The sequence below is a fragment of the Rossellomorea aquimaris genome (assembly GCF_001877785.1).
GTDB classification, from domain to species: domain Bacteria; phylum Bacillota; class Bacilli; order Bacillales; family Bacillaceae_B; genus Rossellomorea; species Rossellomorea aquimaris_A.
In genome coordinates this window covers 228,040-251,406 of record NZ_MINN01000096.1, presented here as the reverse complement: position 1 = coordinate 251,406, position 23,367 = coordinate 228,040, and the positions used below count along the sequence as shown (strand labels likewise).

General features: G+C 44.5%; 22 protein-coding genes, 2 tRNA genes and 1 riboswitch. Of the genes, 23 read left to right on the top strand and 1 reads right to left on the bottom strand.

Annotated features, from left to right (window positions below):
- Positions 1-14 precede the first annotated feature (14 nt).
- The 8 genes from BHE18_RS13780 (at position 15) to BHE18_RS13745 (ending at position 9,485) form a co-directional block, all read left to right on the top strand.
- Positions 15-1,709: an AMP-binding protein gene (locus BHE18_RS13780; RefSeq protein ID WP_071619128.1), complete on the top strand. Its 1,695-nt coding sequence runs from the start codon at positions 15-17 to the stop codon at positions 1,707-1,709.
- Positions 1,710-1,856: 147 nt separating this feature from the next.
- Positions 1,857-2,444: a TetR/AcrR family transcriptional regulator gene (locus BHE18_RS13775; protein ID WP_071619127.1), complete on the top strand. Its 588-nt coding sequence runs from the start codon at positions 1,857-1,859 to the stop codon at positions 2,442-2,444.
- 20 nt (positions 2,445-2,464) lie between these two features.
- Positions 2,465-3,235 (top strand): enoyl-CoA hydratase, encoded by a 771-nt coding sequence (locus tag BHE18_RS13770; RefSeq protein ID WP_071619126.1) that lies wholly within the window; start codon positions 2,465-2,467, stop codon positions 3,233-3,235.
- A gap of 143 nt (positions 3,236-3,378) precedes the next feature.
- Positions 3,379-4,152 carry an electron transfer flavoprotein subunit beta/FixA family protein gene (locus BHE18_RS13765; protein WP_071619125.1) on the top strand — a complete coding sequence of 258 codons (774 nt, stop codon included), beginning with the start codon at positions 3,379-3,381 and terminating at the stop codon, positions 4,150-4,152.
- Positions 4,153-4,219: 67 nt separating this feature from the next.
- Positions 4,220-5,200, top strand: coding sequence for an electron transfer flavoprotein subunit alpha/FixB family protein (locus BHE18_RS13760; protein ID WP_071619124.1), 981 nt, complete (start codon positions 4,220-4,222; stop codon positions 5,198-5,200).
- A 238-nt stretch (positions 5,201-5,438) separates the two neighbouring features.
- Positions 5,439-5,759 (top strand): thioredoxin, encoded by a 321-nt coding sequence (trxA, locus tag BHE18_RS13755; protein WP_268876352.1) that lies wholly within the window; start codon positions 5,439-5,441, stop codon positions 5,757-5,759.
- A gap of 87 nt (positions 5,760-5,846) precedes the next feature.
- Complete coding sequence (uvrC, locus tag BHE18_RS13750) at positions 5,847-7,619, top strand: excinuclease ABC subunit UvrC (protein ID WP_071619123.1); 1,773 nt, start codon at positions 5,847-5,849, stop codon at positions 7,617-7,619.
- A gap of 246 nt (positions 7,620-7,865) precedes the next feature.
- Positions 7,866-8,044: riboswitch (Lysine riboswitch) on the top strand.
- Positions 8,045-8,246: 202 nt separating this feature from the next.
- Entirely contained in the window at positions 8,247-9,485 is a 1,239-nt protein-coding gene (locus BHE18_RS13745) for an aspartate kinase (protein ID WP_071619122.1), read from the top strand.
- Positions 9,486-9,658: 173 nt separating this feature from the next.
- Here BHE18_RS13745 and BHE18_RS13740 read toward each other — a convergent pair whose 3' ends face one another.
- Positions 9,659-10,096, bottom strand: a complete 438-nt coding sequence (locus BHE18_RS13740; RefSeq protein ID WP_071619121.1) for a YslB family protein — start codon at positions 10,094-10,096, stop codon at positions 9,659-9,661.
- A 347-nt stretch (positions 10,097-10,443) separates the two neighbouring features.
- Between BHE18_RS13740 and BHE18_RS13735 the strand changes: the two genes are divergently transcribed.
- The 15 genes from BHE18_RS13735 (at position 10,444) to tig (ending at position 23,135) form a co-directional block, all read left to right on the top strand.
- Positions 10,444-11,052, top strand: a complete 609-nt coding sequence (locus BHE18_RS13735; RefSeq protein WP_071619120.1) for a succinate dehydrogenase cytochrome b558 subunit — start codon at positions 10,444-10,446, stop codon at positions 11,050-11,052.
- A gap of 67 nt (positions 11,053-11,119) precedes the next feature.
- The gene (gene sdhA / locus BHE18_RS13730; RefSeq protein WP_071619119.1) at positions 11,120-12,883 is read left to right on the top strand and encodes a succinate dehydrogenase flavoprotein subunit; all 1,764 of its coding nucleotides are present in this window, start codon (positions 11,120-11,122) and stop codon (positions 12,881-12,883) included.
- A complete protein-coding gene (gene sdhB / locus BHE18_RS13725; protein WP_071619318.1) occupies positions 12,883-13,650 on the top strand; it encodes a succinate dehydrogenase iron-sulfur subunit in 768 nt (255 codons plus the stop codon). Before sdhA ends, sdhB begins: the two co-directional genes overlap by 1 nt.
- Positions 13,651-14,158: 508 nt before the next feature.
- Entirely contained in the window at positions 14,159-14,629 is a 471-nt protein-coding gene (locus BHE18_RS13715) for an acyl-CoA thioesterase (protein WP_071619117.1), read from the top strand.
- 148 nt (positions 14,630-14,777) lie between these two features.
- On the top strand, positions 14,778-15,002 hold the full coding sequence (locus tag BHE18_RS13710; RefSeq protein ID WP_032087424.1) for a helix-turn-helix domain-containing protein: 225 nt from the start codon (positions 14,778-14,780) through the stop codon (positions 15,000-15,002).
- Positions 15,003-15,258: 256 nt separating this feature from the next.
- Entirely contained in the window at positions 15,259-15,717 is a 459-nt protein-coding gene (locus BHE18_RS22925; RefSeq protein ID WP_071619116.1) for a MarR family winged helix-turn-helix transcriptional regulator, read from the top strand.
- A 9-nt stretch (positions 15,718-15,726) separates the two neighbouring features.
- Positions 15,727-16,521 (top strand): glutamate racemase, encoded by a 795-nt coding sequence (gene racE / locus BHE18_RS22920; protein ID WP_071619115.1) that lies wholly within the window; start codon positions 15,727-15,729, stop codon positions 16,519-16,521.
- Positions 16,522-16,996: 475 nt separating this feature from the next.
- Entirely contained in the window at positions 16,997-18,073 is a 1,077-nt protein-coding gene (locus BHE18_RS13695; RefSeq protein WP_071619114.1) for a GerMN domain-containing protein, read from the top strand.
- A gap of 123 nt (positions 18,074-18,196) precedes the next feature.
- Positions 18,197-18,934, top strand: a complete 738-nt coding sequence (gene rph / locus BHE18_RS13690) for a ribonuclease PH (protein WP_071619113.1) — start codon at positions 18,197-18,199, stop codon at positions 18,932-18,934.
- A 14-nt stretch (positions 18,935-18,948) separates the two neighbouring features.
- Positions 18,949-19,545, top strand: a complete 597-nt coding sequence (locus tag BHE18_RS13685) for an XTP/dITP diphosphatase (protein WP_071619112.1) — start codon at positions 18,949-18,951, stop codon at positions 19,543-19,545.
- 15 nt (positions 19,546-19,560) lie between these two features.
- Entirely contained in the window at positions 19,561-20,064 is a 504-nt protein-coding gene (locus BHE18_RS13680) for a metallophosphoesterase family protein (protein ID WP_071619111.1), read from the top strand.
- A gap of 195 nt (positions 20,065-20,259) precedes the next feature.
- Positions 20,260-20,336 (top strand) — tRNA-Arg (locus BHE18_RS13675).
- A 143-nt stretch (positions 20,337-20,479) separates the two neighbouring features.
- Positions 20,480-20,556, top strand: a tRNA-Arg gene (locus BHE18_RS13670).
- Positions 20,557-20,680: 124 nt separating this feature from the next.
- Positions 20,681-21,691: a tetratricopeptide repeat protein gene (locus BHE18_RS13665; RefSeq protein WP_071619110.1), complete on the top strand. Its 1,011-nt coding sequence runs from the start codon at positions 20,681-20,683 to the stop codon at positions 21,689-21,691.
- 160 nt (positions 21,692-21,851) lie between these two features.
- The gene (gene tig / locus BHE18_RS13660) at positions 21,852-23,135 is read left to right on the top strand and encodes a trigger factor (RefSeq protein WP_071619109.1); all 1,284 of its coding nucleotides are present in this window, start codon (positions 21,852-21,854) and stop codon (positions 23,133-23,135) included.
- Positions 23,136-23,367 lie beyond the last annotated feature (232 nt).

Genomic DNA, 23,367 nt, shown 5'->3' with positions numbered 1-23,367 from the left:
AAGGAGGGATTACAATGACGAAACCCTGGCTTGCAGAGTATCCGGATGAGATTCCCGGTGAATTGACGCTGCCTGAGAAACCTTTGCACTCTTTTTTAACCGAGGCGGCTGAACTGTATGGCAGCAAATCCGCCATCCATTTTATGGGGAAAGAATTGACGTATCATGAAGTGTACGACTCCGCATTGAAGTTTTCCAATTACTTGAGGGGGCTCGGGATTGAAAGAGGGGACCGTGTCGCCATCATGCTTCCAAATACACCGCAGTCTGTCATTGCTTATTACGGTGTCCTTTATGCAGGCGGGGTGGTGGTGCAAACCAATCCGCTATATACAGAAAGGGAAATTGAATATCAGATGAAAGACTCGGGGGCAAAGGTCATCCTTACGCTGGACATTCTTTACCCGAGGGTGTCAAAAGTCATGGGATCAACAGATCTGCAGCACATCATTGTAACCGCTATCAAAGAATACCTCCCATTTCCAAAGAATATGATTTATCCTTTCATCCAAAAGAAGCAGTACGGTATCGTCGTCAAGGTGGAACCTTCCGAGCAGAATCATCTGTTCAAAGATATCATGGCTTCACCGGCAGCCGAACCGATACCGGGCGAATTTGATTTCGAGAATGACATAGCCCTTCTCCAATATACAGGGGGGACAACCGGATTTCCGAAAGGAGTCATGCTGACGCATAAAAATCTGGTGGCGAATGCCTCGATGTGTGATGCGTGGCTGTATAAATGTAAAAAAGGAGAAGAAAAAATCCTGGGCATTCTCCCCTTCTTCCACGTGTACGGGATGACGGCAGTGATGATCCTCTCCATCATGCAGGGGTACAAAATGATCCTGCTTCCGAAATTTGATGTCGAAACGACATTGAAAACGATACAGAAACAGAAGCCTACGTTGTTTCCGGGTGCACCCACCATCTATATCGGCATTTTGAATCACCCCGACTTGAAGAAATATGACCTGTCATCCATCGATTCATGTCTCAGCGGAAGTGCGCCGCTCCCTGTTGAGGTCCAGCAGGAATTCGAGGAAGTCACCGGAGGAAAGCTGGTCGAGGGTTATGGCCTTACGGAATCTTCGCCGGTCACCCATGCTAACTTCCTTTGGGACAAAGAAAGAATAAAAGGGAGCATCGGGTTGCCGTGGCCGAGTACAGACAGTGCCGTCCTTTCACTTGAGACAGGCGAACCTCTGCCCATGAAGGAAATAGGTGAAATCGCAGTCAAGGGTCCTCAAGTGATGAAAGGATATTGGAACAGACCTGAAGAAACGGAACAGACATTGAAAGATGGATGGCTTTTGACCGGTGATTTGGGTTATATGGACGAAAGAGGATACTTCTATGTGGTCGACAGGAAAAAAGATATGATCATAGCAGGCGGATTTAATATCTATCCAAGGGAAATAGAAGAAGTTCTTTACGAACACCCGGCTATACAGGAAGTGGTTGCAGCAGGGGTTCCGGATCCGTACCGCGGTGAGACGGTCAAAGCATATGTTGTATTGAAGGAAGGGAAATCCCTTACAGAGAAAGAACTGGACGAATTTGCCCGGAAGTATCTCGCTGCCTATAAAGTTCCGAAGATTTATGAATTTAGGAAAGAACTCCCTAAAACCGCAGTAGGAAAGATATTAAGGAGAGCCCTTGTGGACGAAGAACGTAAAAAGGTAGAAGAAGAGAAGAAATTAAGCTAAAATCAAAACTGTGAATCTTTCATGGGATTCGCTCTCTTTTTTTGCAGAATGGGACAAGGATCTTCCTTGACATTCAGACACATACATTTTATTATTTAAATATGAATGACCATTCATTCATATTTTGATAAGGCAGGTCAACTAATTATGAAGCGAAATAAACCCAAATATAAGCAAATCATCGATGCGGCAGTCGTTGTGATCGCTGAAAACGGCTATCACCAGGCACAGGTCTCAAAGATCGCCAAGCAGGCAGGCGTCGCAGACGGCACCATTTATCTTTATTTTAAAAACAAGGAAGACATCCTGATTTCACTATTCAGGGAGAAAATGTCCATCTTTATTGAAAAAACAGAAGAAGTGATAGCAGGAAAACAGACGGTTTCAGAGAAATTATATGTGATGGTGGAAAATCACTGCAAGCTTCTATCAGAAGATCATCATTTAGCCATTGTCACACAGCTCGAGCTCCGTCAATCCAATAAAGATATCCGTTTCAAGATCAACGATGTGTTAAAAGGATATCTACAATTGGTGGATAAAATCCTGATAAGCGGGATCGAGGCCGGTGAACTCCCTGAGGATCTTGAAGTGCGGATCGCGCGTCAGATGATCTTCGGGACATTGGATGAAGTGGTCACAACCTGGGTAATGAATGATCAAAAATATAATATAGTGGCTCAAGTCCCTGCTATACACAAACTATTACTTCATGGATGTGGCGGCAGGAACTAAACAGTTTAGGGGGATGAGAGATGGAAAATTTATCATGGACACTAGAAGGAAAGGTAGCGCATGTCACCATACAGCGGCCGCCTGCTAACGCACTTGCCAGCGGTCTGATAAGGGAGATCGATGCCATCCTTGATGAACTTGAAGGGAATCCGGAAGTCCGGGTCATCCTTTTGAAAGGTGAAGGCCGATTCTTCTCGGCCGGAGCAGATATCAAAGAGTTCACGACAATTGAAACAGGAGAAGAATTTTCTCAGCTTGCCAAAAAGGGACAGGATGTATTCGAGCGGATGGAAAACTTCTCGAAGCCGATCATCGCAGCCATTCACGGCGCTGCTTTGGGAGGCGGTCTGGAGCTGGCGATGGGCTGTCATATCCGGCTTGTATCTGAAAATGCCAAGCTTGGCCTGCCAGAACTTCAATTGGGGCTTGTCCCTGGTTTTGCGGGATCGCAGCGCCTTCCGAAACTTGTCGGCAGGGCAAAGGCAGCAGAAATGCTATTGACCAGCGAACCGATCAGCGGTACGGAAGCAGTCCAATGGGGGCTTGCCAATAAGGCATACAAAGAAGAAGAGCTATTCGCCAAGGCTGAAGAAATGGCGAATAAAATCGCCAAGAAGAGCCCAGGCGCCATGAAAGCCGCAATCGAGCTGTTGAGTTATACAAAAGATGACCGTTTCTATGAAGGGGTCATGAGGGAATCCGATCTTTTTGGGGATGTCTTTGTGTCTGATGATGCGAAAGAAGGCATTTCGGCATTTATTGAAAAGAGAGAACCTGATTTTAAAGGCTAGTAAACATTCTATTAATATAGTAAAATCATGTTAAGGGCAGTGTGAAAACGTTATCATTTTGCGCACTGCCCATTCAAAGGGGTTAAATTTTCAAAATCTTTTTAAGGGAAAGAATGTTTTCAATTATTAGGAGGGACTTAGGAATGAACATCTATGTACTTTTGAAAAGAACGTTTGATACTGAGGAGAAAATTTCGATCCAAAACGGTCAAATCGCAGAAGATGGGGCTGAATTTATTATAAATCCATACGATGAGTATGCAGTGGAAGAAGCGATTCAAGTCCGCGATGCCCACGGAGGAGAAGTGACAGTGGTGACTGTCAGCGGAGAAGAAAGTGAAAAGCAATTAAGAACAGCTTTGGCAATGGGAGCAGATAAAGCTGTATTGATAAATACTGAAGATGATCTTGATTATGGAGATCAATTTACAACTGCATCCGTTCTGTCTCAATACTTAAAAGACCAGGATGTTGACCTGATCCTTGCAGGAAATGTGGCGATCGACGGCGGTTCCGGCCAGGTAGGCCCGCGCGTAGCGGAGCAATTGGATATACCATACGTTACAACGATCACCAAACTTGAGATCGACGGGGAAACAGTGACGGTCACACGCGATGTCGAAGGTGACTCTGAAGTGATCGAAACTTCACTGCCTTTATTAGTCACTGCGCAGCAGGGATTGAATGAGCCGCGTTATCCATCCCTTCCTGGAATCATGAAGGCGAAGAAAAAGCCTCTTGAAGAATTGGAACTGGATGATTTAGATCTGGATGAAGATGATGTGGAAGCGAAGACAAAGACAATCGAAATCTACCTTCCGCCTAAGAAGGAAGCAGGTAAAGTATTGGAAGGTGAGCTGGATGCTCAGGTTTCAGAACTGGTTCAGCTTCTACGCAATGAAGCGAAAGTAGTCTGATTTCGGAAGAGATCTCGTTTAATAACTTATCTATTCACACTCAACTAACACTCAGGGGGTATTTAACATGGCAAGAAAAGTATTGGTACTAGGAGAAGTCAGGGACGGATCATTGCGTAACGTTTCATTCGAAGCGATTGCAGCAGGTAAAACTGTTGCAGAAGGCGGCGAAGTCATCGGTGTTTTAGCCGGCAAAGAAGTAAGCGCTTTAGGCCAGGAAATGATCCAGTATGGTGCAGATAAAGTGATTGTTGTTGAACATGATAAGCTTGATCAATATACATCTGACGGTTATTCACAGGCACTGATGGCTGTGATCGATCAGGAGAAGCCTGAAGGAATCATCTTCGGCCACACTGCATTAGGAAAAGACCTGTCACCAAAACTTGCGAGCAAGCTCAGCACAGGACTGATTTCCGATGCAACAGACCTTGAAGAAGCGGGCGGAAACCTTGTGTTCACGCGTCCGATTTACTCAGGGAAAGCGTTCGAAAAGAAAATCGTCACTGACGGGTTGATTTTTGCAACTATCCGTCCTAACAATATCGAACCATTGGCGAAGGATGAATCACGTTCCGGAGATGTAACTTCCCTATCCGTCGATATTACGGATTTACGCACCATCATCAAGGATGTTGTCCGTAAGGCAAGCGAAGGCGTCGATCTGTCTGAAGCAAAAGTCATCATTGCAGGCGGACGCGGAGTGAAGAGTGAAGACGGATTCGAACCTTTGAAAGAACTGGCTGACGTACTCGGTGGAGCAGTCGGAGCATCACGCGGTGCATGTGATGCCGACTACTGTGATTACTCACTCCAAATCGGGCAGACTGGTAAGGTTGTAACGCCGGACCTGTATATTGCATGCGGAATCTCTGGGGCCATCCAGCACTTGGCAGGTATGTCGAACTCCAAAGTGATTGTGGCGATCAACAAAGATCCTGAAGCGAACATCTTCAATGTGGCAGACTACGGAATCGTGGGAGACCTTTTTGAAGTCGTGCCGATGCTCACGGAAGAGTTCAAGAAACTTAAAGTTTCATCTTCATAAACCGGACGTTTTAAAAACACATCCACGGGTAAATGAATAGTATAAGAAAATAAGGCAGTAGCCACACGGCTACTCCTTATTTTTTCGCCCTGCCATCCGGCAGAGGTTTTTAAAAGTGTATTTTCTAAAGCATTGCATAGAACGTTTTCGGGAGGGTATATTACCAACGAGCAGATTTATAGCACAGCACTTTTATCGGTGATATACTTACGTTAGATTTCATGAAATTAGGAGGCATATACTTATGGCAATTACAAATGCTACTGACCAAAACTTTGTAAACGAAACAAACTCTGGACTTGTACTGGCTGACTTCTGGGCACCTTGGTGCGGACCTTGTAAAATGATCGCTCCTGTATTGGAAGAGCTTGACAGCGAAATGGGAGACAAAGTGAAAATCGTCAAAGTTGACGTTGATGAAAACCAGGAAACAGCCGGCAAGTACGGCGTAATGAGCATCCCTACACTTGTTGTCCTTAAAGACGGCGAAGTAGTGGATAAAGTAATCGGTTTCCAACCAAAAGAAGCTCTTGCTGAATTATTGAATAAACATGCTTAATGAGAAGTGATTGATTGAAAAGCCGGGGCATGGTGCCTCGGCTTTTCTTATTCCTTCGGTTATGATAGAAGAAGGGAGGGGAAATACGTGAATTCTGTCATTACCAATAAACTTGCCCTGCTGCCGGATCAGCCCGGCTGCTATTTGATGAAAGACAGGCAGGGCACGATTATTTATGTAGGGAAGGCAAAAGTACTGAAGAACCGGGTCCGGTCATACTTTACGGGCTCCCATGATGCGAAGACACAAAGGCTTGTCGGGGAAATAGAAGACTTTGAATATATCATGACATCTTCAGATCTTGAAGCCCTTGTGCTCGAGATGAATCTGATTAAAAAGTATGACCCGAAATATAACGTCATGTTGAAGGATGACAAAAGTTATCCTTTCATCAAATTGACCAATGAGCGTCATCCGCGATTGATCACGACCCGCAAGGTACAGAGGGGTAAAGGAAAGTACTTCGGCCCATACCCGAATGTGGGGGCAGCGAATGAAACGAAAAAGCTGCTTGACCGTCTTTACCCGCTGCGAAAATGTACCACACTCCCTGACCGCGTCTGCCTTTATTACCATATGGGACAATGCCTCGCCCCTTGTGTAAAAGAAGTGAGCAAAGACACGTACAGGGAAATGACGGATGAAATTGCGAGATTCCTGAACGGAGGATACAAAGAGATCAAGAAAGAGCTTTCGGAAAAAATGAAGGAAGCTTCTGAAAATCTTGAGTTTGAACGGGCAAAGGAATTCCGGGATCAAATCCTTCATATAGTAGCAACGATGGAAAAGCAGAAGATGACGATGACAGACTTTACAGACCGTGATGTGTTTGGTTTCGCCGTCGATAAAGGCTGGATGTGTGTGCAGGTCTTCTTTGTGAGGCAGGGTAAATTGATTGAACGCGATGTCTCATTATTCCCTCTTTACAATGAACCAGAAGATGAATTCCTGACATTCCTGGGCCAGTTTTATTCAAAAGCAAACCATTTCAAGCCGAGAGAAATCTTTCTGCCTGAGAATATTGACGAAGAACTCGCCATGAAACTCCTTGATGTGAAAATCACACAGCCGAAAAGGGGCAAGAAAAAAGAGCTGGTGAAACTGGCGGAGAAAAATGCCAAGCAGGCGCTTGATGAGAAGTTTGCCCTGATCGAGCGGGATGAAGAGAGAACGATCAAAGCGATCGAAAGGCTGGGCGAACAGATGGGGATCTACACCCCATTCCGGATCGAAGCATTCGATAACTCGAATATACAAGGCTCCGCTCCGGTATCAGCGATGATCGTATTCGTGGACGGAAAGCCTGCCAAAAAAGAATACCGGAAATACAAGATAAAGACCGTCAAAGGACCCGATGATTATGAATCGATGAGGGAAGTGGTAAGGAGACGGTACTCCAGGGTGTTGAAAGATGGACTCCCTCTCCCGGACCTCATCATCATCGACGGAGGGAAAGGCCAGATTGAAGCGGCTCGTGAAGTACTGGAAAATGAGCTGGGACTTGATATACCTTTAGGCGGTCTTGCCAAGGACGATAAACACCAGACATCTGAGCTCCTATACGGAAATCCCTTGCAGATCGTACCTTTGGAAAAACGCAGTCAGGAATTTTACCTGCTGCAGCGAATCCAGGACGAAGTCCACCGCTTTGCCATCACATTCCACCGCCAGATCCGCGGAAAAAGCGTCTTCCAATCCATCCTGGACGACATTGATGGAATCGGACCAAAGCGCAAAAAACAGCTTCTCAAACACTTCGGCTCCATGAAAAAAATGAAAGAAGCAACCGTAGAGGAACTTCAGGATATCGGCATCCCTGAAACAGTGGCGAAAGTTTTGCATGAGAAACTAAACGAATAGGGTATATGGACAACGTTTAATTTTTTGGTTCATTTCCCATATCAAATAAGAAAGCCTGGACCAAGCTCGCTTGGTCCAGGCTTTCTTATTTGATATGGGACTTTTCAGCTCCGCTGAAAAGCGGGTGAAACGAATGTTTCACCCGAATGACCAAAAAAATTTATCGCAATTTTATAAAAACCTCGTTGCTTCCAATTTTTTCGTGTGCTATAATTATCGATAATTTAAAACATTATCACTTTCAATAGTGGTGATAGAGGTGCGAACTTCAAGAGTACAGGCAAAGAGGAGTATGGGCTCCGGTGAGATGTCTGGGAAGGGGAGATTCGCCGAAGTGGTATTAGACTCATACTAATTCCGCTGGTCCTGCGTTTAAGAAATGCAGGATTGTCAAGATGAATCAATCTTGGAGAGCTATCTCACAATGCCGATGAACAGATCAGTATTTTTTACTTTAAGTTCATAAGCAATGAGACCTCCATCTCATTGCTTTTTTTATTATCAGGCATGGGACTGCAATAGGATAGAGACCATTCCTCATTGCAGCGGGATCTCAGCAGTAGTCAGATGATTCTCTTCAGAAAATAAGATTCTATTTCTACACTCAAAGAGAAAGAAGGAGAAGCTGTGAGTATTATCGTTCAGAAATTCGGGGGGACATCTGTAGGTTCTGTCGAAAAAATTCAAAATGTTGCGTCAAGGATTTTAGAAGAGAAGAATCGGGGAAATGACGTTGTCGTGGTAGTATCCGCCATGGGGAAAACAACGGATGCTCTAGTTGGAATGGCAAGGGAAATCACTTCCCGCCCAAGTAAAAGGGAAATGGATATGCTGTTGTCGACCGGGGAACAGGTGACCATCTCACTGTTGACAATGGCGCTGATCCAGGCCGGTCAGGAGGCCATATCGTATACAGGATGGCAGGCAGGGATCGAGACAGAAACTGTCCACAGCAACGCACGCATCATCAATATCCATACAGAAAAAATGACGGGACAGCTCGAAAGCGGTAAAGTCGTGATCGTAGCAGGTTTTCAGGGGATGACGCCTTCCGGTGAAATCACTACGCTCGGCCGCGGGGGATCCGACACAACCGCTGTGGCGATCGCGGCTGCGCTGAAAGCAGACCGGTGTGATATTTATACAGATGTCGACGGGGTCTATTCATCCGATCCCCGTTATATAAAGGGAGCAAGGAAGCTGCCATCGATTTCTTATGATGAAATGCTCGAACTTGCCAACCTGGGTGCGGGGGTCCTTCATCCAAGGGCTGTCGAGTTTGCGAAAAATTATCAAATCCCGCTGGAAGTGAGATCAAGCCTTGAAAAAGTCGAAGGTACGTATATTGAGGAGGAAGCAAGCATGGAACAGAATTTAGTGGTAAGAGGAGTGGCGTTTGAAGATGAAATTGTAAGGGTGACGGTGTTTGGACTTGGAAATGCATTGACCGGTCTCTCGTCCGTATTCACAACTCTGGCCAGGAATCATCTGAACGTGGATATCATCATTCAAAGCCAGACAGACAAGGATACAACGAATCTATCTTTTTCAATCAAGGAGCACGACCTTGAAGACGCCCTCGCGGTTTTGGAGAAGAATCAGGGGGAACTCGGATTCACCCATATAGAACATGAACGTGATCTTGCCAAGGTATCCATCGTCGGATCCGGAATGATATCTAACCCCGGTGTTGCGGCAGAAATGTTTGAAGTCCTTGCCCAAAATGACATCATCGTCAAAATGGTCAGCACATCCGAGATTAAGGTGTCGGCCGTTGTCGACCAGGTGAATATGCAAAAAGCTGCCGGAGTGTTACATACGGCGTTCAAACTGGATGCTGTCAAAGTAGAAGAAGTGACTCTCTGAGAAAAGCGGAAGCGCCTTGTTCAGCCGACAAGCGTGGGAGCTCCGGCCAGTAAAATCGTTTTTTGACTTCACCGAAACGTTTAGAGGGACTGGGCGCTGGAGCTCCATTTGAAAAGGGTTGACTCCTCAGGAGTCAACCCTTTTCCATTCATCTATTAACGGCGGCCGGCTGTTTATTCGACTTTATCTTTTTCATCCCAGCGGGCGATGATTTTCACGGACCGATTTCGTTTATGTATTTCGTCAGCTGCTTCAGTCGTGCATTTTTTTTGGAGCTGGATTTGTTCTGCAAGAAAGCCGGCTTCCAATTTGAATGAAACGTCCGAATTTATTGACAGGCGTCTTTCGACGAATGAACCGCGCAGTTCAAAGGTCATTTCATTTTTCTTTTGTTCTGCTACCGTCAATGTCCCCCAGCCTGCTTCTTCAAAAAAAGAAGAATATTCATCAATTGACTGCAGGGGGAATTTTCTGGAGAGCTGCTTGCCGCCCCAATATAAGATTTCCGGGGTGTGCTTCCCCAAAATGTCGGGGAGCAGGATATCCCTCATCAGTTCATAGCCGAACACCGGGACGGTTGGTTCATAAAGTTCTTCTTTTTTCTGTTCCAAGTAAATCCCCTCTTTCTATAAAACTATTATATACATGTAAAGTCGATTTATCATCCCAAACCTGAAAAATGAAAGTTGGGATATTTTGGCGGTATAATATTATTGATTAATAATTAGAAAATTCTAATTATTAAAGGCGGATTTAACCGTATTTAGTCGTTGTCTCTAAATTAAAAATATTTTAGCGATATTGTCGAATTTATGTATACGTTTTCTTGACGCTCACACTCTATGGGAGTAAAATGAAACTTGTCACATAATTGTTACAACATAAAATATGTATCGTTGTCTAATGATGATGTTGATTAGAAAACGGCCTCATATTTTATGATTAAGGGGGGTAAATCATGGCTGGAAATCGAGAATTTAATTATCGCAGGCTTCATTCATTACTAGGTGTTATTCCAGTTGGATTATTTTTAACTCAACATTTAGTTGTGAACCATTTTGCAACAGGCGGGGAAGAATCATTCAATCAAGCGGCACATTTTATGGAAAGTCTGCCGTTCCGTTATTTCCTTGAAATCTTTATCATCTTCCTTCCATTGTATTTCCATGCTATCTATGGAATTTACATTGCGTTCACATCCAAGAATAATGCCAGCAGATACGGTTATTTCCGCAACTGGATGTTCCTTCTGCAGCGTGTGTCAGGGGTAATCACGTTTATCTTTGTAACATGGCATGTATGGGAAACCAGAGTAGCTGCGGCTTTTGGAGCGGAAGTTAACTTCCAGATGATGGAGAATATTTTATCGAATCCATTAATGCTTGGTTTTTATGTAATCGGTGTATTATCCACGATCTTCCACTTTGCTAATGGCTTATGGTCATTCTGTGTAAGCTGGGGTATCACGGTTTCACCTCGTTCTCAGTTAATTGCTACATACGTAACGATCGGAATTTTTGTAGCGTTATCAGTAGTTGGTATGCGCGCAATCTTCGCGTTTGTGTAAGAGAAACAATTATAGAAGTCTGATAGATATCAGCAGGCAACTTCCGCAGGAAAAGGAGTGAGTCACGATGAGTAAAGGCAAAATTATTGTAGTCGGCGGCGGATTAGCCGGCTTAATGGCAACGATCAAAGCAGCAGAAGTAGGAACGGAAGTGGATTTATTTTCACTTGTACCTGTTAAACGTTCTCACTCTGTCTGTGCTCAAGGTGGAATTAATGGAGCCGTAAACACAAAAGGGGAAGGCGATTCTCCTTGGGTTCACTTTGACGATACAATATATGGAGGGGATTTCCTTGCGAATCAGCCTCCTGTAAAAGCAATGGCAGAAGCAGCACCGGGCATCATCCACTTGCTTGACCGCATGGGCGTCATGTTCAACCGTACGCCGGAAGGACTTCTTGATTTCCGACGCTTTGGTGGAACGCAGCATCACCGTACTGCATTTGCAGGTGCGACGACTGGACAGCAGCTTCTTTATGCATTGGACGAGCAGGTCCGCCGCCATGAAGTGGCAGGGCTTGTCAATAAATTTGAAGGCTGGGAATTCCTCGGAGTGGTCGTGGACGACGATGGCGCTGCCCGAGGGATCGTTGCACAGAACCTTCAAACGATGGAAATCAAATCATTTGCGGCAGATGCAGTCATCATGGCGACAGGGGGACCCGGGATCATCTTCGGTAAGTCCACGAACTCTGTCATCAATACAGGATCTGCAGCTTCAATCGTGTACCAGCAGGGTGCATATTATGCAAACGGTGAATTCATCCAGATTCACCCGACAGCCATCCCTGGTGACGATAAGCTTCGCCTCATGAGTGAATCTGCACGTGGTGAAGGCGGACGTGTTTGGACGTATAAAGACGGTAAGCCTTGGTATTTCCTTGAAGAGAAGTATCCTGCTTATGGAAACCTGGTACCGCGTGATATTGCGACACGTGAAATTTTCGATGTGTGCGTGAATCAGAAGCTTGGTATTAATGGAGAAAACATGGTTTACCTTGATCTTTCACATAAAGATTCCAAGGAACTTGATATCAAACTTGGCGGAATCATCGAAATCTATGAGAAGTTCATGGGAGACGATCCGCGCAAAGTCCCAATGAAGATATTCCCTGCCGTGCACTATTCAATGGGCGGACTTTGGGTTGATTATGATCAAATGACAAATATCCCAGGTCTTTTCGCTGCAGGGGAATGTGATTATTCTCAGCACGGTGCAAATCGTCTTGGAGCCAACTCACTGCTTTCTGCAATCTACGGCGGTATGGTAGCCGGGCCGAATGCTGTCAAGTATATCCAAGGTCTTGAGAAGTCCGTTGAAAGTGTTCCTTCTTCCGTATTCGAACGCCACGTGCAGCAGGAAGAGGAAAAGTGGAACACAATCATGTCCATGAATGGAACCGAAAACGCTTATGTCATCCATAAAGAACTGGGTGAGTGGATGACCGATAACGTAACGGTTGTACGTTACAATGATAAATTGAAAGAAACAGACAACAAGATTCTTGAGCTTATGGAGCGCTATAAGAATATCAACATCAACGATACTGCCAAATGGAGCAACCAGGGTGCCACGTTTACACGTCAATTGTGGAATATGCTTCAGCTTGCACGTGTCATCACGATCGGCGCACTTAACCGTAACGAAAGCCGCGGAGCACACTATAAGCCTGATTTCCCTGAGCGTAATGATGAAGAATTCCTTAAAACGACAATGGCAAAATATAATGCAGCAACGAATTCACCTGAGTTTCATTATGAAGAAGTCGACACAAGCATGATTGCACCGCGTAAGCGCGACTATTCTAAGAATAAAGGGGGAAGTAAATGATGAGTGAAAACAAGACTGTCCGTTTTATCATTACTCGTCAAGACGGCCCTGAAGCAGCTCCTTACCAGGAAGAGTTTGAACTGGCTTATCGCCCGAATATGAACGTAATTTCAGCCCTTATGGAAATCCGCCGGAATCCGGTCAATGCCAAGGGTGAAAAAACGACCCCGATCAACTGGGATATGAACTGTCTCGAGGAAGTCTGCGGAGCCTGTTCAATGGTGATCAACGGAAAGCCCAGACAATCATGTACAGCACTTGTCGATCAGCTTGAACAGCCGATCCAGCTGGCTCCGATGAAAACATTCCCGGTCGTGCGTGACCTGCAGGTCGACCGCAGCAGGATGTTCGACAGCCTGAAAAAAGTAAAGGCATGGATCCCGATCGACGGGACTTACGATCTTGGACCTGGTCCCCGCATGCCGGAGAAAAAACGTCAATGGGCTTATGAATTATCCAAATGCATGACATGCGGAGTATGCTTGGAAGCGTGCCCAAACGTAAACAGCAAGTCCAATTTCATCGGTCCTGCACCGCTCTCACAGGTTCGCCTTTTCAATGCGCATCCAACAGGTGCCATGAACAAAGATGAACGTCTGGAATCCATCATGGGAGACGGAGGCCTTGCCAACTGCGGTAACTCTCAAAACTGCGTGCAATCTTGTCCGAAGGGAATCCCTTTGACAACATCAATCGCAGCACTGAACCGCGAAACATCCTTCCAAATGTTCAAAAACTTCTTCGGAAGCGACCATATGGTAGATTAATTATCGAAAGCACTTTCCTTCGGGGAAGTGCTTTTTTTGGTGCAGGAAATTAGGAAATTCTATCATTGTTTGTTTCTTTTTGAGGAAAATCGTTGTGGAAGGACAGTAGTGGGGGGAATTGGGTTTTTTAATGACCATTTTGTTGATTATGAACCACCTGATGCTGAGTTTTTAGGGGATTAAGCTGTTTGGATTGATGAATTGAAGGGCCGTTTATGAGGAATCTTTCGAATTTGGTCAGTAATCTTCGAATTTGGGATGATAATCTTTCGAATTTAATCATTAATCTTTCAATTTTCCGCTTTTTTCTTTCGATTCTGCGAATAATTCCGTCACTAGGGAAATTAAGGGATTTATCCGCCGCTCCATACGATAAATTTTGCCTGCCCGGTGGTTCTTGGCAGGTTTTTGAAACTAAACGGTTCCTAAATGAAGAAAAAAGGATTATAATAAACAAAAAAGAATGAATATTCATTCATTTATTATATGCCTAAAAGGAGGAGCCATTTTGAAACATATTACATACATTAAAGACATAGACACATGGCAAAAAGAATTTCATTTCTCCATAGAAATCAAGGTTCGATTTTCCGAGACGGATATGTTTGGACACCTGAACAACACTGTTCCATTTACATACTTCGAGGAAGCAAGAACCGACTTTTTTAAATATCAGGGATTCATGCAGGATTGGGTGAAGCCCGATCATGACACGATCCCGGTCGTAGCAGACCTGCAGTGCGACTTTCTGAAGCAAGTCTACTTTGGGGAACGCTTGAATGTTTATGTGAAAGCGGCCACTGTAGGGAAATCTTCAGTAGACCTGCATTATATGGGCGTAAATGAAAAGCAAGATGTCTGCTTCGTTGGCAGAGGAACGATGGTACAGATTTCACGTAAGACGGGAAAAGGTGTCCCTTGGACGGAAGAGATGAGAAAGAAATTTGACTGTCCTTCAGTCATGTCCTCCTCATCCTGAATACTGTGTGAATGAATCACTGCCTAATTTTTGAAATTACTCCTTCTCTATGTCACTCTAAACCTCACCTTCACATATGATATTCTGACGACCGACAATACCCATCCCCGCGGTTTAAAGCTGGCGAAGGCAAGGAGGGTTACCATAATTGAAGGACAATGATTTTACACACAAACCGTTGCTCACAAAGAGAGAAAAAGAAGTATTCGAGCTGTTAGTACAGGACAAAACAACGAAAGAGATTGCTAGTGATCTTTTCATCAGCGAGAAAACAGTTCGAAATCATATTTCCAACGCCATGCAAAAGCTTGGAGTGAAGGGGCGCTCACAGGCAGTTGTAGAGCTTCTTCGCATGGGGGAACTCAAGCTTTAAAGTAAGGGGCTGATTCTTATGAACAATAATCCGGGGTATTTTAACCGTTATTGTCCAAGTAAGAGTCAGTCTCTTTTAGTTTAGTGGTATACTGAACCTGCCTCCTCTCTTTTCTTGAAATTTCCCCGAAAAAAAGAGAAAATGCTAATAGGACTAATCGGAATCAGCTGTTTCCCGGCGAGCGGAGATGGTGAATCCTTAGAAGTAGTTGTGATCATGTTAAATTAGGACTAGTCAGTCAAAGGAGAATTCGTTCATGAATAAAGAAGAAATCAAGATGAAAGCCGATGTACAGGTGGTAGCAGATATAGAAAAAGACTTGCGTTACATATCTTCCATCATTAAGCAAAAGGGGCGTGAAATCTTAAGTCAGTACACGCTTACGCCGCCTCAATTCATAGCGCTTCAATGGTTGTTTGAATACGGTGACATGACAATCGGCGATCTTTCCAATAAGATGTATCTTGCCTGCAGTACAACGACGGACCTTGTCGACCGCATGGAAAAGAATGAATTGGTCGAAAGAGTCAAGGATGAGAATGACCGGCGGGTCGTCCGCATTCATATGTTAAAAGAGGGCGAAAGAATTATTGAGGAAGTCATCGAAAAAAGGCAGAATTATTTACAAAGTGTCCTTGAAGATTTTTCTCAGGAAGAAGTAGAAGGTTTGAAAAGGAACTTGGCAAAACTGCACCAAGAAATGAAACCAGAGTGAGGGAATAAAGTGATTCAACCGATTGGCATCATAGATTCGGGTGTTGGCGGACTGACTGTCGCAAAAGAGGTCATGCGCCAATTGCCTAAAGAAACCATCTATTATCTGGGTGATACAGCAAGATGTCCATACGGACCCCGGTCGGCAGAAGAAGTGAAGGAATTCACCTGGCAGATGACGGAGTATCTGCTGCAGTACGATATGAAGATGCTCATCATTGCCTGCAATACTGCGACCGCAGTCGTATTGGATGAAATCCAGACTCAATTGGACATCCCAGTCATAGGAGTCATCCATCCGGGTGCGAGAGCTGCAATCAAGCACACGTACAATAGAAAAATCGGTGTACTCGGAACCATCGGGACCATTAACAGCGGGGCGTACGAAGAAGCACTTCACTCGCTGCACGGAAGCCTGGATGTAAGCCCTCTTGCATGTCCGAAATTTGTCCCTTTAGTAGAAAGCGGCGAGTATAACAGCCCCACTGCCGATCGCATCGTGGAAGAGACGCTGTCTTCCATGAAAGATACGGATATTGACACCTTGATCCTGGGCTGCACGCACTATCCGCTCCTGCAGTCGAAAATTAAGAAGTTTATGGGGAATGCGGTCAGTGTCATAAGTTCAGGTGACGAGACGGCCAGGGAAATCAGTACGATCCTGGACTACTACAACCTCTTATACAGGGGGATCAAAGTGCCCGAACACCGATTCTTCACGACGGGATCTTCCCTTCTTTTTTCACAAATCGCCTCTGATTGGCTGAATATAGGTGAGATCCGCGCTGAAACCATCCGGCTTTAAGACTGAGTGTCTTGGCTGGATGGTTTTATTTTTTAATCATGTCCCTCAGCGAATTGATTATAAACATGGCTGTTTGTTAATAAGACATGCCGCTTTAGTATTAACTGGCCATATTTAAAAATAACGGGGCATTCAAAAAAGTTCTCGATAATAAAAAGTCGATTTTCGATAATAAACTTTAAGATTTCGATATTAAATTCTTCGTTTTCGATAACCCCTTATTTCTGTCAGAATTTTTGATGCGATTATACATAATAAAAGAACAGTCTGCGTCCAATGGGAAGATATTTGATAAACTCAAAAAATAAAAATGTGTGTGACTATGTCTCCGGCTTATTCCGCTGATTTCCCAATTGTCATTTCCCCTTCTGTAATCTCCTGAAAAAGTTTGTCTTCATTTCTGAAAAGTTTCGGTCTATTTCAGGACAGGGGCTCGTATATATGTAGTACAAACTGTCTTTTAGGAGGTTTCACGATGTCAAAAAAAGCGAAAGTTTCAATTGCTGTAACGGTGTTAGCATCTTCTGTGTATCTTTCAGGGTGCGGGCTGTTAAGTTTCGGGGATAAAGAAAAGATCGATCCGCCGCAGGATGTGTCCTACTTAAAAGAAGGTGAAAAGGTAGATACCGCTAAGAAAGAGGGGGATGGCAAAGAGACGGCCAGTAAAGAGGAAGCTGCAGAGGAAACAGTCATGACAGAACTGTATCTCATCGATAAGAACGGGTATGTGGTTTCACAGTCACTGCCGCTTCCGAACAATGAGAGTGTTGCCAAGCAGGCGCTTGAATATCTGGTGAAAAACGGTCCTGTAGAGAATGTGCTTCCAAATGGATTCCGGGCTGTACTGCCTGCGGATACCCAGGTGACGGTCGACATCAAAGACGGCAAGGCGATAGCGGATTTCTCACCTGAGTTCAATAATTACCAGCCTGAAGATGAACAAAAGATCCTGCAATCCGTCACATGGACCCTGACTCAATTCGACTCGGTTGAAAAAGTCGAGTTGCGTGTGAACGGTTATCCATTAACCGAAATGCCTGTAAACGGAACGCCAATCGATGAATCGGGATTATCGAGGAAAATGGGGATCAATGTAGATGCGAGCGGAGTCGCAGATCTTACGAGTACTAAGCCGGTAACCGTTTATTATGTATCGCAGACTGATTCCGGGACGTACTATGTTCCTGTGACCAAACGTGTAAGCTCGAATGAATCGGATGAAGTGAAAGCCGTGGTGCAGGAACTCATCGAAGGTCCTGGATACGGTTCATCGCTTGCCAGTGATTTCACCGGTGCGGAACTTCTGGATGACCCGTCCTTGAAGGATGGGACAGTGACGCTGAATTTCAATGAAGCGGTATACGGAAGCCTGGAAGAAAAGGTTGTCTCAGAACATATGCTGAATTCCCTTGTCCTTTCATTGACTGAACAAAAAGGAATCAAAGGAGTATCGGTATTGGTGGAAGGTGAAGCGACGACAGTAAGCAAAGATGGCGAACCTGTCACAGAGCCGGTCACCCGTCCTGAAAATGTGAATACAATTAGTTTTTAAATGATCATTTTTTGATATACTATTATAGAATGATGAAAAAAGAGGTTGGCTGATGCCGCCTCTTCTTCTTTTGAGAAGGATAATATACATATGAATGAAAACGAGTTATACAGGAGGATAAATATGAGAGCAGATGGAAGAGAAAAGAATCAATTGCGTGAAGTGAAGATCGAAACAGGATATGTGATGCATCCGGAAGGGTCTGTACTGATCACGGTGGGGAATACAAAGGTGATCTGTAACGCAAGCATCGAAGACCGGGTGCCGCCTTTTTTGAGAAACAGCGGCAAAGGCTGGATTACAGCAGAGTATTCCATGCTGCCGAGAGCAACGGAATCGAGAAATATCCGTGAATCTTCGAAAGGGAAGATTTCAGGTCGGACGATGGAAATTCAACGCTTGATCGGCCGTGCTTTGAGGGCGGTTGTGGACCTGGACGCGATTGGGGAACGGACGATCTGGATTGATTGTGATGTCATTCAGGCGGACGGAGGAACAAGAACCGCTTCCATTACAGGTGCATTCGTTGCAATGGCCTTGGCCCTGGGGAAATTACAGGACAGCAAAAAGGTCTCCCGCTTCCCGCTGAAAAGCTATTTGGCTGCGACAAGTGTAGGAATCATAGAAGAACATGGTTCTGTACTCGACCTTAATTATATTGAAGACAGCAAAGCACTTGTGGACATGAATATCATCATGACCGGCGAAGGGGAATTCGTCGAGCTGCAGGGTACAGGTGAAGAAGCTACGTTCACGATGAATCAGCTCCATGAAATGCTGGAGCTTGGACAAGAAGGAATACAGGAATTGTTCGAGATGCAAAAAAATGCACTCGGGGAAATTGCTCAACGAATTCAATAAAGGTGGGGGCAGTTATGACAAAAAAGGTAATAATCGCGACCAGGAATCAAGGGAAAGCAAAGGAATTTCAGAATATGTTTGCTCCCCACGGTTATGAGGTACAGACATTACTAGACATGCCCCATATCGAGGATGTCGAAGAAACAGGAACGACTTTTGAGGAAAATGCGATTTTGAAAGCAGAAACAGTAGCGAAAGAGCTTGGTGTACTGGTGATTGCTGATGATTCCGGTTTGGCGATCGATGCATTGGAAGGAAGACCGGGAGTTTACTCGGCCAGATATGCCGGTGAAGAAAAAAATGATGAGGCCAACATGGACAAGGTCCTGGCGGAATTAAAAGATGTCCCCGGCGGCGAAAGAAATGCAAGATTCCATTGTGTGCTTGCGATTGCGGGACCACATATGGAAACACGCACAGTAAACGGCACCTGCGAAGGACAGATTCTCCAGGAAAGACGGGGAAGCAACGGGTTCGGCTATGATCCGATCTTTTTCGTCCCTTCGCTCGGCAGGTCGATGGCTGAACTCACACAGGAAGAGAAAAGCAGAATCAGTCACCGGGGCAACGCTCTTGAGAAATTGAGGACAATGATCAAAGACTTTGTTTAAAAGGGTGATACAAAGATGAAGCTTTTAGTTGTCAGCGACAGCCATGGTTCCAAAAGTGAGATTAAAGAGCTGGCTGAGAAATATGACGGTGAAGTAAACGCGATGATTCACTGCGGCGATTCGGAACTCAGTGCCGATGATGCCGCTCTGACTCCTTACCTGGCTGTTCGCGGAAATTGTGACATGGATGCCCGTCTGCCCGAAGATCTGATCGAAGAAGTAGACGGGGACACGATCCTCGTTACTCACGGACATTTATATGGAATCAAGATGTCCTTAATGAAGCTGCGGTATAAAGCGGAGGAATCGGGCGCTAAATTCGTCTTCTTCGGGCATTCCCATACGCTCGGAGCCGAGATTGCGGGCGGAACCCTCTTCCTGAATCCGGGAAGCATCCTGCTGCCGCGCGGAAGACAGGAGCGGACGTATGCTTTGCTCGATGCTTCTGATCATTCGATCAAGGTGCAATTCTTGACCCATGAACATGAACTGGTTGAGGAACAGGAGTTCAGCGTATAAATTTTTATATGTAGAGGGAGCCTTCTTTCATTAGGAGGTTCTTTTTTCTTTTCTTAGAGGAAAGAAAAGGATATAATGAAAAAGTGAAGCGGATGGAAGATGCGAAAAACAGTTAATAAACTTTTTTTGAAAATGTATTGACTTCTATATGCTATGTGAATATAATAAATATTGTCCTTAAAAACAACACATATTGTCCCAGTAGCTCAGCAGGATAGAGCAACGGCCTTCTAAGCCGTCGGTCGGGAGTTCGAATCTCTCCTGGGACGCCACTATCATTACATACATACCTTGACATCACAGGGTTTGACAAATAAGGGATACTGACACAGCCTGGTTGTGGGGTATCTTTTTTTCATCCGAATATATTGCTTGATAACTGATCTTCTCTGAGTTATCCTGTTATATAGATAATGTCCCAGTAGCTCAGCAGGATAGAGCAACAGTTTCCTAAACTGTAGGTCGGGAGTTCGAATCTCTTCTGGGACGCCACTAATCTTACATACACGAAGTCTGCCGGTGCGGCAGGCTTTTTTTCTATTTGGGCTTATCTTTGTTTTCTCCAATCTCTCATGCTACACTATTACCATCTTGATTACGTATAGGGGTACTAACTATGACAAATATAAACAATGAGGAAAAAGGAAAGGTCCTGCAATTTCCCGGATTGAAGGAGAGGCTGCTTGAAAAGGGTGTACAAGCTCTCGAGAACGGTGAAATTCAGGAATCAGCCGACCTTTTGACCCAGGCGTATGAAATGGATCCAAAAAATCCCGATATCAATACGGCGCTGGTATTGGCTCTTTATGAAAACAAACAATATGACGATGCCAAAGTGATCTGCAAAGAAATGCTCCTTGAAGGGATCGGGGAATATTTCGAGGTGGTCGATATGTACTTGATGATTCTCATCCAGCTGCATCAGCATCAAGATGTCGTCGATACGATCCACGCTCTCTTCGATGAAAAAGAAGTGCCATTCGAGAAAGAAGAGCATTTCAGGAAGCTTTTGCACTTCAGCGAGAAAGTCCTTGATGGGAAAGAAACCGTCACGGAGATGGATGAAAAGTCCGAGATTCCTGAGACCTCAATTTTAAAAGATAAAAGCCTTGAGGAACAGACGCTGATAGCCGCACAGCTCGTACATCAAAATATCCGTCCCTATCTGCAGGAACTGTTGTCCTGCTTAAAGGAAGGGAGCACTCATCCTTTTTTACAATCGATGATCCTGAATGTATTGAGGGAACATGGGTATGATAAGGAAATTTCAATGATCAAACTGGACACGGAAGTGAAAGTGACACCTTCGGAACTTCAGGATGTTTTTGAGACAGAAACGTTTAAGAACGTGGCTGAAGAACTGGAAGACCTGCTTTCGCAGCGCAATCCAACTTTATATCAACATGCTTTGGAACTGGTGAAGAGGCATTGTTTTCTGCTTTATCCACTAGAGAAGCAGGGGGACCCGGGGAATATTGCCATGGTTTACGCAAGTGCTGCAGCGGAAATGTTCGCGGATTCGATTCTGCATGAAGAATTGAACGGGGAAATGGAACACTGCGGTGAATGCGGGAACCTTCTGGAACAGCTGAACGCCCTAGAGGAAATTTCTTCACCCACAATTTAATTGCTCTCTGTTGAAAGAATGAAGCTGTATGTTATAATATAATGGTTGCAATAGAATAGATTTTTATATATTTACGATGATAGTGCTAGATTTATACAAAGGACTATCTACTACTATGCGTAAAAATTTGAATCAAATATAGATTGTTGGAGGGAACAGTATGTCTGCAAAATGGGAAAAGCAAGAAGGTAACCAAGGAGTACTTACAATTGAAGTAGATGCTGCGAAAGTGAACGAAGGTTTGGACGCTGCATTCAAAAAAGTTGTAAAACAAGTAAATGTACCAGGATTCCGTAAAGGTAAAATGCCTCGCGGTATGTTTGAAAAACGCTTCGGTGTAGAAGCACTTTACCAAGATGCACTTGACTTCATCTTACCTGATGCTTATGCAAGTGCCATCGAAGAAACAGGCATCGAGCCAATCGATCGTCCGGAAATCGATGTTGAACAAATGGAAAAAGGCAAAGACTTGATCTTCACTGCGAAAGTACAAGTGAAGCCTGAAGTGAAACTTGGAGACTACAAAGGTCTTGAAGTAGAAAAAGTGGATGCTGAAGTAAAAGCTGAAGACGTTGAAGCTGAACTTACTTCTCTTCAAGAAAAACAAGCTGAGCTTGTTGTGAAAGAAGAGGGAAAAGCTGAAGAAGGCGACACAGTGACAATGGATTTCGAAGGATTCGTTGACGGTGAAGCATTCGAAGGCGGCCAAGCTGAAAACTATTCTCTTGAACTGGGTTCTGGACAATTCATCCCTGGATTCGAAGAGCAATTAATTGGAGCGGCTGCGGGTGTTGAGAAGGAAGTGGAAGTTACATTCCCTGAAGAATACCATGCTGCTGAGCTTGCAGGAAAAGCTGCAACATTCAAAGTGAAAATTCACGAAATCAAAACAAAAGAACTTCCTGCTTTAGACGATGAATTCGCTAAAGATGCTGATGAAGAAGTTGAAACATTGGCTGAACTTAAAGAAAAAATCGAAAAGCGCCTTCAGGAATCCAAGAAGAACGAAGCTGAAACAGCAGTTCGCGAAGCGCTAGTAGAAAAAGCTTCAGAAAATGCTGAAGTTGAAATCCCTGAGGTAATGGTAAACAGTGAAGTTGACCGCATGATGCAAGAGTTCGGTCAACGCCTTCAAATGCAAGGTATGAACCTTGACCTATACTTCCAATTCTCTGGTCAGACAGAAGAAGATCTTCGCGCTCAAATGACAGAGGATGCAGGCAAGCGTGTACGCACGAACTTGACTCTTGAAGCAATCGCTGCAGCTGAAAATCTTGAAGTATCTGATGAAGAAGCGGAAGAAGAAGTGAATAAAATGGCTGAGCAATACAACATGTCAGCTGACAACATCAAGCAGGCCCTGGGCGGACTTGATACACTTAAAGCGGACCTTAAAGTACGCAAAGCACTCGAATTCCTTGTTGATAACAGCAAAGAAGCATAAATAATAAATACAAAACAAGGCGCGAATCGCGCCTTGTTTTGTACAATTAAAAGAAGTCAGTCAATATAAAAAAGTATGCTATAAATAATGGGAATTTCAAGCGTAGTGAATTTTTATAGCAACTTGATAGGTTATTGGCTCTTCCAGCTGTTGATTGGAGTGCAAGACGAAGACTCCTGCGGGAAGAGTAGCTTATCAGAAAAGCGGAAGGGCTTTGCTCAGAGGCGTGTGG

What these genes read in the sequence shown, in the direction of transcription:
- BHE18_RS13770 (WP_071619126.1), top strand. Translation starts at nt 2,465, where the DNA reads ATGGAAAATTTATCATGGACACTAGAAGGAAAGGTAGCGCATGTCACC.
- BHE18_RS22925 (WP_071619116.1), top strand. Translation starts at nt 15,259, where the DNA reads ATGAATAAAGAAGAAATCAAGATGAAAGCCGATGTACAGGTGGTAGCA.
- rph (WP_071619113.1), top strand. Translation starts at nt 18,197, where the DNA reads ATGAGAGCAGATGGAAGAGAAAAGAATCAATTGCGTGAAGTGAAGATC.
- BHE18_RS13735 (WP_071619120.1), top strand. Translation starts at nt 10,444, where the DNA reads ATGGCTGGAAATCGAGAATTTAATTATCGCAGGCTTCATTCATTACTA.
- BHE18_RS13695 (WP_071619114.1), top strand. Translation starts at nt 16,997, where the DNA reads ATGTCAAAAAAAGCGAAAGTTTCAATTGCTGTAACGGTGTTAGCATCT.
- sdhB (WP_071619318.1), top strand. Translation starts at nt 12,883, where the DNA reads ATGAGTGAAAACAAGACTGTCCGTTTTATCATTACTCGTCAAGACGGC.
- sdhA (WP_071619119.1), top strand. Translation starts at nt 11,120, where the DNA reads ATGAGTAAAGGCAAAATTATTGTAGTCGGCGGCGGATTAGCCGGCTTA.
- BHE18_RS13780 (WP_071619128.1), top strand. Translation starts at nt 15, where the DNA reads ATGACGAAACCCTGGCTTGCAGAGTATCCGGATGAGATTCCCGGTGAA.
- BHE18_RS13765 (WP_071619125.1), top strand. Translation starts at nt 3,379, where the DNA reads ATGAACATCTATGTACTTTTGAAAAGAACGTTTGATACTGAGGAGAAA.
- BHE18_RS13760 (WP_071619124.1), top strand. Translation starts at nt 4,220, where the DNA reads ATGGCAAGAAAAGTATTGGTACTAGGAGAAGTCAGGGACGGATCATTG.
- BHE18_RS13665 (WP_071619110.1), top strand. Translation starts at nt 20,681, where the DNA reads ATGACAAATATAAACAATGAGGAAAAAGGAAAGGTCCTGCAATTTCCC.
- BHE18_RS13775 (WP_071619127.1), top strand. Translation starts at nt 1,857, where the DNA reads ATGAAGCGAAATAAACCCAAATATAAGCAAATCATCGATGCGGCAGTC.
- BHE18_RS13680 (WP_071619111.1), top strand. Translation starts at nt 19,561, where the DNA reads ATGAAGCTTTTAGTTGTCAGCGACAGCCATGGTTCCAAAAGTGAGATT.
- BHE18_RS13685 (WP_071619112.1), top strand. Translation starts at nt 18,949, where the DNA reads ATGACAAAAAAGGTAATAATCGCGACCAGGAATCAAGGGAAAGCAAAG.
- tig (WP_071619109.1), top strand. Translation starts at nt 21,852, where the DNA reads ATGTCTGCAAAATGGGAAAAGCAAGAAGGTAACCAAGGAGTACTTACA.